Genomic DNA, 12,266 nt, shown 5'->3' with positions numbered 1-12,266 from the left:
TGAATAAGTTGTTTATGTTTGGCTAATCGAACAAATCAATAATGCCTGTTGGCGGCTGCCAGGACACGCCGTGAGCGTAGTCATGCCGATGGCACAACAGCCCATAGAAAAAAAAGCCAGCAGAAGCTGGCTGTGGGAGAAGGTTGGAAATCAGGAATGGTAAGTCAGACGCTGATGCTCATGCTGTCGATGAGATGAACGGCTGCGCCGTTCACGTCATTGCCCGACACGGAAATGGTTTCCGGGAAATACGGATAGATGGTGAGCTCATCACCACTGTAGAGGCTGGCCCCCAGATAGGTCGTGCCCCGACTGTCCAGATTGATGTTTAATCCCAGCAGGTGGCGGCTGACCGGTTTAGCATCGGCAATCAATCGCTCCAGTTCCTGAAATGTCTCTTCAGTAATGCCGTTCTCCTGCACACCGATATCCAGTTGGAAGGTACCTGGTTCACCACCGGTCTGCCACCATTCCTTGATGCGAATCAGATAACCTTGTGGCTCAACGACTCGCTTTAATGCGCCAATGGTTCCCTTGTGTCTATGAATAAAAAACGAGTCTTTGATGACTTTACGTTTGGTGGCTTCTGGCCAGTTTTCATCCCAGCGGTCGACAGATAAACTCCAGGCCAGGTAGGGAAGCAAGCTGACCGGGCAGGTATCAGGGTTCCAGAGCTGACGCAGCGGGATCGGCGTTTTTTCCAACTCGGCACCCGTTTGAGCGGCAGCTTGTTCCAGGGTGGAAGAACCGGGTGGTAACAAGCAGTTGTTACTCATCAGTACCTCCCAGGGTTAACTGGTAATGAGAACAAAATGATGCCTGAGTCTCGTCGAGAACGATGTCGGCGGCGGGCTGTGCCAACTCTACTCGCTGAACCCCTTCTGCGTGTAACGCGGCATAGATGGCTGAGCGACGGATGTCACGACCCAACCGATGTTGGGCACTGATGTAGCTGATCAGTTTTTGTTCGGCCGCTGCACGAACCGGTTCTGCTTCGGGGCCGGGATAGAGATAGAGCGTCGCTTCAATTTGATAAGGAACGATCACCGCCGATTGTACCGTTACTCGGTCGGCCACCGGTCGAACGTCTTCGGCATTCAGTGCGGTGTTAACAATAGCTATCAGTTCATCGCTGGCGCTGCCATTATTCTCCTGGGATAGGACTGAAACGATAACGCTCGCCGGACTGGGGCTAATAACAGAAACATCAGCGATACGACCATCGGCACTGCGTCCATGGAACTGATAGGCACCGACAGAGCCAGCGACACTCAGCCCCTCATAGGCCTGCTGAATACGAACCCGGAAATCGGAGTCTGATTCCATGACAGCTGATGTCGGAGGAATGGCTGTATCATCCGCCGGGGTGACTACCAGGCGGGAAACGTTGACATTGGCACCCAACTGGTCGAGATCATTTCCTTGAGCAAAGGCCAGCATGCCTGCCAGTGCGGCTTCGTTGATGCGTTGGCGCAGCAGTATTTCCCGATAGGTATTTTCCTGCAACAACTTCACCAGCGGCTCTGATTCCAACGCCAGTGTGCGAGAGATGGCATCAAGCTGGTCCGATGGGTAAAGCGAGAGCAGTGTTGCTTTGCGTTCTTCATATAGTGTTTCAAAATCCAGCGTTTCGACCACGCTGGGGGCAGGTAACTGGCTCAGATCAATGATGGGCATGGTATCAACTCACAGGAACGGTTAACGAAAGGGTGTCGCCGGTATCGGTGTAGGCGCCAGTAATATCGACAACTAACTGGCCGTCGTAATAGCTTTCTAGCGTAATGGCAGTGAGTTTTAAGCGAGGCTCCCACTGCAATAATGCCATATAGCAAGCAGCCTGCACCTGGAGTTTGACCGCCGGGCTTTGTGGCTGGTCAATCAATGTTGACAACAGTGAACCGTATTGGCGACGCATCACCCGGCTGCCCTGAGGCGTGATCAGAATGTCACGTACGCTCTGACGTAGATGGCTGATATCACTCAGACTCTCTCCGTTGTTTCGATTCATACCGGTATAACTGGTGGTCATAATGGTCCTCCCGTGGTGGCGCCACCGCTTTGTACGCCGCTATGTTGATGGGTGTGTACCACCACGCCGTTTGACGTCAGGCTACCACCCGAGTGGGTTACATCACCGGTTATAGTGCCGCCTTGCTGAATGTCGATTGTCTGGGTGGTCAACTTGTGGGTACAAACGACTTCGGGTGTATCCAGCGTGATTTTTTCGCTGGCGTTAATGGTGACGTTTTTAGTGGTAACGACCACAGATTCTGTCGCTACGATGTTGGCGGTTTTTATTCCCGTAACGGAGAGTGCGCCGTTTGCCGGTTCATATTCCATGACGGCCCCATCGGGAAAGCGGATGTGGCAGGCATCAGCGGATACCGAAGGTGCCGGATGGTTATCACTGAATATGCCAGGTAGAACAAATGCAGTATTGAGCTCACCTCCCATTGAGAGCAGTACAACCTGTTCACCCACTGAGGGTGCCCACCATGCGCGGGAACGTCCGGCGCGGCGAGACAACCAGTGGAGCCATCCGGTAACCATGTCACCGGTTTGCACGCGACAGAGGGCCTGTTGAGTATCGACTTCAGTAACAACGCCGACACGGATCAGGTTGCGTAATGCGCGCTGGATTTCGGAGAGATATTCATATGTATTCATGGGAGGAAAGCATGAAGTTTCCAATGTCTTGGCGCAATGCGAGGTGGTCCGCCGGTGCCTGACACAATGACTACTGATAAACGCGGTCGGTCATGATACCGGTACTGGCATTGTTGATAGACGTACACTCCGCACCGGAATTGGCTTCCAACAGGCATTAAGGAGGAGGGTGGGAATAAAGTGGATGGAAACGGACAAGCGTAATTGAGATGAAATAGGAAGGCGTTGGGGTAATCAACGGGCCACTTTAATTCAGTGACCCGCTATGACAGGTAAATTACTTACTCCACTGGCTTATCAAATTACCATTAATGTATAACGACATTGGACGCGTGACGGGTTCTGGTGGTGTGGGCTCAGGTTCATAGGTGAGGTAGAGCGATTCATTTTCTTCCCGAACCCAGTTACGTTCAGTGAGCTTTAACGTAATGCGTACTGCTGTTGTGCCATCCGTATTCTGGCTGATATTGAACCTGAATCCGCGGTTACGCATTGCTTCCCGTGTCATCAAATCCGGCTGATGGGTACGCAACCAGGAAAGAATCGTCACAAATAATGTATCCAGATTGTCGCTGAAGTTATTCAGTGATAATACCAGTTTGTACTGATATTCAAATGATAGTGATGTAGCCAATGTTGAAGCAATAACGCCTTTTTTTATTGTAGATTGCAGTAGCTCAGGGTTCGCCTGCAAACTGGGGAACATGGCATTAAGCGCGAGGCGCAGACTTTGTGGTTTTTGCATTATAGTTTTCCTGACATTGTTTAATGGTTTCCACCTGTAGTGCGCAATTGATCAGCGCACTTTCCAACTGACGGATATCGGCACTTAAGTCACCGTTGCTTTTGGGCTGGCTTCCCGGAATCGGGCAACTGTGCACGGTCGGACAGCCAGCGTAAATAATCGTTGGGCTGGTTGAAGGCTGGGCGTGTGTGCAGCCTGACAATATCGTCAGGTAAAACAGACTGATACCAACGCCGCAGATTTTTGTTTTCATTGAGCAACCTCGTTATTTCTCGGCTACGGGTAGTAGCTAACTGCCCGGCCTGCTCTGTCTTAGCCTGAAGTTCTGCCTGTGCCTGAGTATTGTGTTGCGATGTTTCCTGTAGCGTATTGATAGTGACCTCCTGGGCTATCAGTGTGTTTTTTTGCTGTCCCAGCGTCTGGTTAGCAGAAGCCAGTTCCTGACTCAGATGGTGGGTTTGCCATATCAATCCGGCGATGAGACCAGCAGATAACACCAGTAGTATCAGTAATGTTTTCACATCACCCCCGTTAGGCAGAGCGTCCGTTCCCGTTTGCGACGTTGTTCCAGGCCGGGAGAAATTACTCCGTTGATGTAAATCCAGCGTGGTAATTGATTACAGGCGTCGAGCCAGCGTTGTTTGTTAATGAAAAAGGCTAACGTGGATTGACATGCAGCGCGGGAGCCGACATTAAAGGTAAAGCTTACAACTGCGTCATAGATCGGCTGCGGCATCTTTACCGGCATGCAGCGGGACAACGCATGTTCTACATTAATCACATCTGACACGAGATTGGCCGCCGCTTCCTGTTCCGTAATCGTGTGATGGGGGGATACACCGGCCGTGTGGCCAATACCGTTAGTCCATACATGTGCACTGCATTTATAAGGTGACAGTTGGCAACCTTCCAGATTGGCAATGAGTGCCAATCCATTTCTGGAGGTATGTAGCCGGGAATAGTCGGGTAGCAGGGCCGCTAGCATCAATACCGTAGCGGCAATACAGCGCTTAGCGGTTGAGTTCATCGAATACCTCGGGACGCAAGTTCGTGCGCCGCAGTAATTGATAACTTTTTCGCCGGTAATACCAATTCACCAGAAAGGTTCCTACGCCGACAGCGGCACCGACGAAAAAAGCAATATCTTGTGATGACAATCCACCAAACCAGGCCAGAAAAACGGCGACAGCATAAGATATAGTAGAGGTGGCTTTTTCCATGGTTATTCCCAGATATTGATAGTTTCACGTGTCGATGAGGACTGGATAATAGGAAGCTCAACTGCCGTACCGTGGGGAAGGATTGGGCCCAAATCGGCAAGGCCAGGATTCGATTGCAGTACGGTTTCCACAACGCCTTGTGTGCGGCCGTAGTAGCGATAGCATAGGGCATCAAGGGTATCGTCTTGGTGGGCATAAATTTTCATTTAACAATCTCCACTCAGAGAAGAACGGGTATTGCACAGTTGTTCGATGTTTGCGGCATGACGACATGGCGTTTTAATGCTTTGTCTGACGAACATGATTTTTGGTTGAACGCCAAGCCAGAAAAATAGGCTTTTTATCAACGGATCACGCTCTGATTGAGCGTTAGGTAATCGTGTGGACATGAAACCTCAGAATGAATAAAAACAGTGGATGTCAGGCCTGCTATCCTCCTGGGCCAGGGGACATATCGCAACGAAGGGGGGTTGTTCCTTATTACATACAACCACCTATGTGTCGTGATGCTCAGTGGTTAACCGATGAAGACGATGTAAATGGAAAGTCAAACCGAAATACCTTTGACATCAGCGGGGTTCGGCGTGTAAAGACACTATCTTCAACGACGAGTTGATAGTTCAGAGACGGGGAAGATCAATACAATCTTTGTGTTGGATATACTCACTGTTACAGAGAGATATTCACACACCGGAGGTGTCATCGGCAAAGGCAGAAACGTGTGGTCGGTGGTTTACCAAATGACACCTAAAAAAAGTCATGGGCGATGATACGTAATAATCAAACCGGCCTACGCGTTAAGGCAGCCCCATGGTCATGGCTTCAGCAAAAAAGCTGAAATGAGGAGAAAATTTTATATCTGGCGGACATAAAGGGAAAAGGAGATATGACGTTTTTAATTCTAGCCAGTGGAACTCCTGCTGAATATTATCGATCATAATGTCTTACTGTCCATGCTGTGCTAACCACGTATCCAGTAGTTGAAAATTGCCATAACTCTTAATAATTTTTTGATAATCATCGGTGGATATGGCGTTGTGAGACAGATCCGCAATCAATGACATGGCGATTTTCATTTCTTCAGGATTACATTGTGATATCAGTGACATATCAGCAATTAATCTAATCCGTGATAGGGATAACCCTGTGTTCTCAGTTTGTTCCACGATACCTTTTCCATTGGTAGACTGTATTTATATACAGTATTTTATATATTGAAATGTTCGTCAATACATAAGTTCATAAGATGTGACTATATAATGTGTCTTTAATCATTTTTTAATCGAATTCCCGTTCTGAAGATTATGAATTCTCTGGCCTTCTACAATTATGGTAGCGCCACGGGCCAGTGCCTCCCGTTCCCAACGTGATGTTGCGACACCTTGTTGCCGGAGTGCTGTTTTCAGATAAACCAACTGTTGGCGTTGCGTTTGAGTCAACCGAGATGATGGCGTTCGTGGGAGATCCTTTGTGGGATCCACTGGTTGTTGCAGGAAACGACGCGGAGGGGTTTGTCGGAGAACTGAAATGGCCAGCGTCCGCATTACGTTCTCATCCTGCCAGTCAATAGAAGCTGATTGTGTGGATGAGTTCCAATCATTGTAAGGTTGATACTGTACATTCGCTTGCCGCAGAAGAGGACGTCTCGCATTCGACCCACAGTTATTGACAGAACTCCAAGGCGTTGCAACATCGCGGGTTAAATGGGATGTCTCTGATTCAGTAGATTTGCTAACGATACGCCACTCATTTGGACGCGTTGTGAAGATGTGCTCCGTACCATAGCGGGGAGAAAAAATGCCGGTGACTTTTGCGATTTTTTCATCATAAACATTAAGAGAATCACTCAGTGTTCGGGCGACGCGCACAGATTGTCGGATCCGGGGAGTGTTGGCTCCGCCCTGAGCTTGGATGTAAGCGGCGAAGTCGCCGATATCGGCTGCTTGCCTTACGGCTTCGATTTGTTTATCAAAGTGCTTTTCCAGTGACATAGTGCGGATACGCCGGCACTCTCGATAGGCGCCGATAGTGGGTAATCCGATAAAATGGAATTGTGGAATGCGCCAGGTTGAAGCCCAGGCAGTGACTGCGGCTGCGGTTTCTTTTAATGGTCTGTTGGTTTCGTTGTCCAGCTCGTCATCCAGAGCATAGCCATCAATATTTTTGGCGATGTACTTGGCAAGGTATCCCGCTGCTCCGCCTTTATTCAAATGTTTGCAATCGACACGGTTTTGTTGGGCACCCGCTTCGTTTCCATCTTCTTTCAGCGCGTAGTGGCGTAGGATATCAACGATGGCTTGCCGTTGTTCTCGGGTGCAATACAGCATCATGTGCCAGTGTGGGGTGCCATCATGATGAGGCTCTACGACTCTCAGTCCATAAACCGGCAATTTGCGATCTTTCAGTGCAGTGCGAATGTTACCCCATATTCTGACCAGGTAATGCTGAGCGTCTTTTGGGGTATAGCATGAATGATTCCAATGCCGATTAAGCAGAACTCGTTTTTCCTGGCCCACGACACGGGTAGCGTGATACTTGGATGGGGTCGTCAGCGTAATAAACATACCGATGTCACCCCGCTCGCAGGCATAGCGCTCAATACCGGCAATGGTGCTCATCAGTTCCATTCGTCGGATTTCTGGATTGGCAATACTGGACATAACTTTGTCAATGAGCTCAATGCGTTCTCCAGTGTGGATATTTTCCAATTCACAACTTTTCAAAAAATCGAGGTTAGATATCCGGCGTGCATGGATGTCCTGTATCGCCTGCTGGCTGGCATAGGGTGAGGTCGCTCTGGTAACCTGGCCAATGGCGATTAATAACGCTTCACGCCAACGTGCACGTTGGCTTTTTAACTGGCGCTCCCACCAACGTTCTGTAACCAGACGGATGAGTGCTGCGAAGGCGTTACGTTGCGTGAGGCGTTTTTTTTGATATTTATGCCAATGCAGGGGCGCAATGTTAAAGGCCCGAGCCATTCCGGCAACTTTTCCGTATAGCCATTGTTGTGCCGCATCAGTGAATAGTTGCTGTCTGTCACCCTGGTGCATAACAAGATATTCATCACTGAGATCGTTATAAGCGTCATGCATTTGTCTGGCGATATGACTGGCAAATGTGCGTAAGGTTTTATCAGACATATCCGGTAAGCATTGATAATTATCCTCGTTGTTGAGAAAACGGGGCGATATGCTGATATTCATCTGATGTCGCGCGTTAATAGCTTCAATACGTGACCAAAGCCGTTCATCAACCATCCGTAGATAACGAAATGCAGTCTGTAATCCTTGATTTTGTTTGAGAAACTCAAAACGCCGTTGGAAATGAGTGGCAAGAAAACGTGGCAATATATTCAGGCGTAATAGCACAGCCTGTCCTTGATGCATCTCTTCACAAGACAGCGACGATATTTCTTGACCAATTGCCGGACGCGGTGCATTCCATGGATAAGGCCCAACAAACGTAGTGTCGTGTCTACCGGGGAACGGAGGTGGCAGTGTCGGGGGGAACCGCCCCCGGACTGATCGTGTCATGTGCAGTCACTCTGAAAGACAATTAATTGATACAAAAGAAAAAGATGGTCCTGACGGACGACCAGTCAATCAGGACAGCAACGGGTCGGGAAATTGTCATGATGACCCCTGAACGCGGCGTTTTTTCTGTTCCCGAATTTCCTGACATGACACACAGCAAGTGACACCAGGAATGGCCAGCCGGCGTGCTTCCGGGATTATTGCATCACAGTCTTCACAGGTATGTGCTGATATCTGCGTCGGCAATTTGCGGGCACTGGCAATCTGGGCTGATAGTATTAACGCTTGTTGTTCTTGGGAGATATCCATACTGTCTGCCATTAGCACCGTTCCCCTACCTGATGCTGAATTTTTTCTGCTTCCAGACAAAGTAGTTCGACGATGTCAGGTGCGGAAAGGTGTTCATGTTGGGCGTGAGCGGCCAGTTGTTTTAGATAACCTGCGTAAAAACGGGCCGCTTCTGACAGCAGCTCTTCGCGTCGTGTTATGAGCGCTCGGTCGAAAGCAGCCTGTGGCTGGTAATGGTGTGATAATGATTGATTTTTCAAGATATTTATCCTTTTCAGACGGTAGGAAGCCTGTCGCTATTGCGACCGTGCTTAATGCTTTAATCTGATCTAGCTTGAGTTACCGGGTATAATTTTCAGGTTTTACACTGGTGAGAATGGCCGGGGTGTCATCAAACAGTGTTTTCAGCTCATCCAGTGCCACCAGCAATGACGTACTCCAGGTACAACTTTGGTCCTCTATTCTTTGGATCGGTTGGTTAAATTCAGTGGCTGATAATCCGGCATGGAAAAACAGTGTTCGGCGTTCACTGATAGAAAGCCGATGAATAAAACCAAGAACCGGTGTTGACAGCCGCGGTGAATGATTGAAGGCCTGGCGTAGTTCATCGAGTGCGCTAATTACCCGTTCGCGGGTGGTTTCATCCATCTCTTCCAGTTGATACACCGTATTGCTATTGCTCAATCCAGCATGGAAGCAGATTGTTCGCCGATAGCGCTCTGACATCCGGTTGTAAAAATAGCAAGTGTGCCGCCAGCGTGGTTCTGCAAAATATTTTCCGATCAGTGCTCGCAATTTTGCCGGCATTTCCTGTAGATGTGTGGCTGTAACCGCATAATGTGATGTCATAACAGATGTCTCCGTCATAAATTGCATGATGAACGAAACAATTTTGATGAAACGATTGATGCTATTATCATGGAATTCGATTTGTCGAATTATGGTTTTGCATAGTGACAGCCAGTTGTTCTATGATGGCCTCTCGACACAAATAGTTTCTGTTTATCAAGTATCTGTTGTGATTTCTTGTCACTAAAACGTGTTTCTTTTCCATACTTTTGCATTTGCGAATGAATATAAAAGTTTTGGTTAGGAAGTTGAGCAGTAATATAGTCTTGTTGATACCCCATTTTTGGGATGTAAAGACATCTGAACTGTTCACCGGACCACTCTATTTACCTCATTTAGTAAATGAAACGTGATGAGTGATGGTGCACTTGATTACGCCACCGTGGCGATGGGATGGCTTGGGTATTCGTATCACTGGCGTTGGGTATTCGACAGTAAGATTTCCCTTAGAAAGGTGTGATTGGATTGCAATGTCATCAGACATAAAGCAATATCTCCTGCAGGTTATGGTGTTGTATGGTGATACATGTGGCGTGGAGACACTATAGAACACATTACGTGTATATGTAAATACTCTCGAGGTGTTTTTGAATATAAATAGTAGTACCGCAGTAGCAGCCTCTGTACTTGAACGTATCATGTCGAGCTATGGGGTAAAAACTCAAAAGGAATTGAGCGAAGTTACTGAAATTCCTACAAACACAATCAGTAACTGGATTCAGCGTGAAAATGTTCCTGGTAATATCATCCTTAAGTGCGCACTTGATACTGGCGCAGATGCTGGGTGGTTAGTTACGGGGAATTTTGCAAATTCAAATAATGTGCTTGGCAGAACACCGTTGAAAGGTAAGGTGCTTTATGAACAGATTTTATCTTCCGGTGGTAAAGCGGTACTCCGTCGAATGTTGGATGCCTACGGTTTTAGTACGCAAAAAGAGTTAGGTGACTTACTGGGAATCGCGCCTGGTACTATCAGTACCTGGATTCGTCGAGACTTTTTCCCTGGTGATGTTGTGATAGCTTGCGCACTTGATACTGGGGTTTCGCTGGAATGGTTAGCTATTGGTAAGGGACGGGCTGTTCAGGCGGAAAGTCGCAGCGATGAGGATAAGGAAACGGATATTATTCCGATCCCTTGCAAAATGCTCAAGGTCGGCAAATTGTACGATGCTGCACACTGGAAGGCTGACCCACAGTTTTTACCCAAAGGATTGCTTAATCCTTTGCGGATCGAAAGTAGTTCCGCATCATGGTTGGTGGATACTGGGGTGACGAGCGTCAGTAATGGGCGTTGGTTGCTGGATATTGATGGTAAAAGCGATATTTATGACGTTGCGCTGTTACCGGGTCGCAAGATTAATGTGGTGGGGAGTTCTTCTCACTTCCAATGTGGTGTGGATGAGGTGACTCCACTGGGTTTTGTAATATTGACGCTTACCATGAATATCTGATCGTTTATTGCAAACTGCACTTTGTTGCCCAATATTAAAATTGTGTAATACTGTATATAAATAGAGTGGTGAACCTGTTTCTTGTCACTACTTTAATGGGAGTGCGCTTTAGCTAATGATATTTAACATTCTACTTTCGATTATTGCGTTCAGTATCGATATGAAAATAAAGTGAATATCATTACCAACATGATGGTTGTCTAATCCCGATAGATTTTGAAATACAGAACGGCGGCAATCGTATGAATTCTAATGAATATAAAAAATTATAATAAAAATAGAGTAGTAACCATCCCGTTTGGCAGCGTCGTGAATGTATATCTGCGTCGCTGCCACTTTTTGTGTATTTTTACTGAGATGTGCGTATTTCAAAACTATAACTCTGAGAACCGTGAGCTTTGGCAATCAGATTCATAAATTGCCGTACGTTTGTGCGGGGATCCAGAAACCATCAATGATGTCTTCAATAGGCAAACAACCTCCATTACGAATACGTTGTTCGCTCATGGCTCTGAGACATTGCGATTCGGTGAAATAAGCATCGATCACAAGTTCGTCACAGCCGTTACCCAGATAACAAACAAAAATCACCAGTACGAACATGTTTTCCTCAATATTTTTATCGACCGGTATAGGTATAACTGTTTTTTATTTCTTGGTTCATAAAAAGATTGTAGATGAAAATACATAATGTGGTGATATCGGTGCTGAACGAGATAACCGTCATCAGCGTTGAATAATCCATCAACGATGTTTGGCGCCCACGCAGGCACCATCGCGGACTGATTCGTGTGGGAGCCGGCGAATCATCTGGAGAGGGCATCTTTATCTTTGAACCAGTCACACATTTGTTCACGATTGGGAGAGAATGTCGGTTCGGCAAATGGATCGGCTACGCCACGATGGCCTCATGTTGCCAACGGTAACCTTTAGGAAACCACGGATTTTATCCTAAGTCAGGATTGCGATGGGTGCTGAATGTCGGAGCGGGAATTATCGCTGCTATTGCAGATAAATGGCCTATAGTAGCGAGACCGGCCACCAGGATAAGAGAGCGTGGGTCTTCATCTGTGGATTAGTATGATAGCTGTAATGTGGAACGTGTTCTTACTGAGGCGCGGCCATGACGGATCTGTAAAAATAACTTAACAGAACAGGATGTATTATCCTGCGAATTTTTTACATTTCTTGCCAACGGGTTAACTGGTCCGCGATTATCATAGCTTAACTGAATGATGGCTGGCGAAAAATGCGGTTAAACTACTCACTTGTGTGTTCCTCAGGATAGCAGCCACATAATGAGAAGGGTTGATACTTTAACGTTATCTTATTGTTCATAATGGGTATTATTAGTATTAATGATTGTAACTTGAATGATTTATATCATGTGATTATTGTCGCGCAATAATCAGTACCTGAGCGCACAATGGCATTCCTGTATTATGTCGATATTCAACAGAGATATTTTGTGCAGACAGATAAATCTTGTAGCATCCTGACCTGAATACTT

At 47.2% G+C, this 12,266-nt stretch carries 17 protein-coding genes; 1 reads left to right on the top strand and 16 read right to left on the bottom strand.

Annotated elements, in window-relative coordinates:
* Positions 1-164: 164 nt before the first annotated feature.
* From CWC46_RS14870 to CWC46_RS14805, 15 genes are all read right to left on the bottom strand, one after another.
* A complete protein-coding gene (locus CWC46_RS14870; protein ID WP_021015768.1) occupies positions 165-776 on the bottom strand; it encodes a phage tail protein I in 612 nt (203 codons plus the stop codon).
* Entirely contained in the window at positions 769-1,677 is a 909-nt protein-coding gene (locus CWC46_RS14865) for a baseplate assembly protein (protein WP_021015769.1), read from the bottom strand. Before CWC46_RS14865 ends, CWC46_RS14870 begins: the two co-directional genes overlap by 8 nt.
* A gap of 4 nt (positions 1,678-1,681) precedes the next feature.
* Complete coding sequence (locus CWC46_RS14860) at positions 1,682-2,029, bottom strand: GPW/gp25 family protein (RefSeq protein WP_021015770.1); 348 nt, start codon at positions 2,027-2,029, stop codon at positions 1,682-1,684.
* Positions 2,026-2,667, bottom strand: coding sequence for a phage baseplate assembly protein V (locus CWC46_RS14855; protein WP_021015771.1), 642 nt, complete (start codon positions 2,665-2,667; stop codon positions 2,026-2,028). The genes CWC46_RS14860 and CWC46_RS14855 overlap by 4 nt, the downstream gene beginning before the upstream one ends.
* 277 nt (positions 2,668-2,944) lie before the next feature.
* Entirely contained in the window at positions 2,945-3,412 is a 468-nt protein-coding gene (locus CWC46_RS14850) for a phage tail protein (RefSeq protein WP_021015772.1), read from the bottom strand.
* On the bottom strand, positions 3,378-3,614 hold the full coding sequence (lysC, locus tag CWC46_RS23305; protein WP_237160186.1) for an Rz1-like lysis system protein LysC: 237 nt from the start codon (positions 3,612-3,614) through the stop codon (positions 3,378-3,380). The genes CWC46_RS14850 and lysC overlap by 35 nt, the downstream gene beginning before the upstream one ends.
* The gene (lysB, locus tag CWC46_RS14845; protein WP_021015773.1) at positions 3,502-3,933 is read right to left on the bottom strand and encodes an Rz-like lysis system protein LysB; all 432 of its coding nucleotides are present in this window, start codon (positions 3,931-3,933) and stop codon (positions 3,502-3,504) included. The genes lysC and lysB overlap by 113 nt, the downstream gene beginning before the upstream one ends.
* Positions 3,930-4,439 (bottom strand): lysozyme, encoded by a 510-nt coding sequence (locus tag CWC46_RS14840; RefSeq protein WP_021015774.1) that lies wholly within the window; start codon positions 4,437-4,439, stop codon positions 3,930-3,932. Before CWC46_RS14840 ends, lysB begins: the two co-directional genes overlap by 4 nt.
* Positions 4,423-4,632: an HP1 family phage holin gene (locus CWC46_RS14835; RefSeq protein WP_021015775.1), complete on the bottom strand. Its 210-nt coding sequence runs from the start codon at positions 4,630-4,632 to the stop codon at positions 4,423-4,425. The genes CWC46_RS14840 and CWC46_RS14835 overlap by 17 nt, the downstream gene beginning before the upstream one ends.
* A 2-nt stretch (positions 4,633-4,634) precedes the next feature.
* A complete protein-coding gene (locus CWC46_RS14830; RefSeq protein ID WP_021015776.1) occupies positions 4,635-4,838 on the bottom strand; it encodes a tail protein X in 204 nt (67 codons plus the stop codon).
* A 738-nt stretch (positions 4,839-5,576) separates the two neighbouring features.
* On the bottom strand, positions 5,577-5,798 hold the full coding sequence (locus CWC46_RS14825; protein WP_021015779.1) for a hypothetical protein: 222 nt from the start codon (positions 5,796-5,798) through the stop codon (positions 5,577-5,579).
* 105 nt (positions 5,799-5,903) lie between these two features.
* Entirely contained in the window at positions 5,904-8,168 is a 2,265-nt protein-coding gene (locus CWC46_RS14820; protein ID WP_021015780.1) for a replication endonuclease, read from the bottom strand.
* A gap of 96 nt (positions 8,169-8,264) precedes the next feature.
* The gene (locus CWC46_RS14815; protein ID WP_021015781.1) at positions 8,265-8,489 is read right to left on the bottom strand and encodes a TraR/DksA family transcriptional regulator; all 225 of its coding nucleotides are present in this window, start codon (positions 8,487-8,489) and stop codon (positions 8,265-8,267) included.
* On the bottom strand, positions 8,489-8,716 hold the full coding sequence (locus tag CWC46_RS14810; protein WP_021015782.1) for a DUF2732 family protein: 228 nt from the start codon (positions 8,714-8,716) through the stop codon (positions 8,489-8,491). The genes CWC46_RS14815 and CWC46_RS14810 overlap by 1 nt, the downstream gene beginning before the upstream one ends.
* 79 nt (positions 8,717-8,795) lie before the next feature.
* Positions 8,796-9,305: a hypothetical protein gene (locus tag CWC46_RS14805; RefSeq protein ID WP_021015783.1), complete on the bottom strand. Its 510-nt coding sequence runs from the start codon at positions 9,303-9,305 to the stop codon at positions 8,796-8,798.
* Positions 9,306-9,943: 638 nt separating this feature from the next.
* On the opposite strand from CWC46_RS14805, the gene CWC46_RS14800 reads away from it, so the two are divergent.
* Positions 9,944-10,756, top strand: coding sequence for a phage repressor protein CI (locus CWC46_RS14800; protein WP_037380923.1), 813 nt, complete (start codon positions 9,944-9,946; stop codon positions 10,754-10,756).
* A 411-nt stretch (positions 10,757-11,167) separates the two neighbouring features.
* Here the strand turns inward: CWC46_RS14800 and CWC46_RS14795 are convergent, their stop codons facing one another.
* Positions 11,168-11,359 (bottom strand): YdfD/YebW family protein, encoded by a 192-nt coding sequence (locus CWC46_RS14795; protein ID WP_021015785.1) that lies wholly within the window; start codon positions 11,357-11,359, stop codon positions 11,168-11,170.
* Positions 11,360-12,266: the final 907 nt, after the last annotated feature.

This window comes from Prodigiosinella confusarubida (genome assembly GCF_002847015.1).
Lineage (GTDB): Bacteria > Pseudomonadota > Gammaproteobacteria > Enterobacterales > Enterobacteriaceae > Prodigiosinella > Prodigiosinella aquatilis.
The sequence above is the reverse complement of the archived record's forward strand: the minus strand, read 5'-3'. Positions and strand labels throughout refer to the sequence as shown.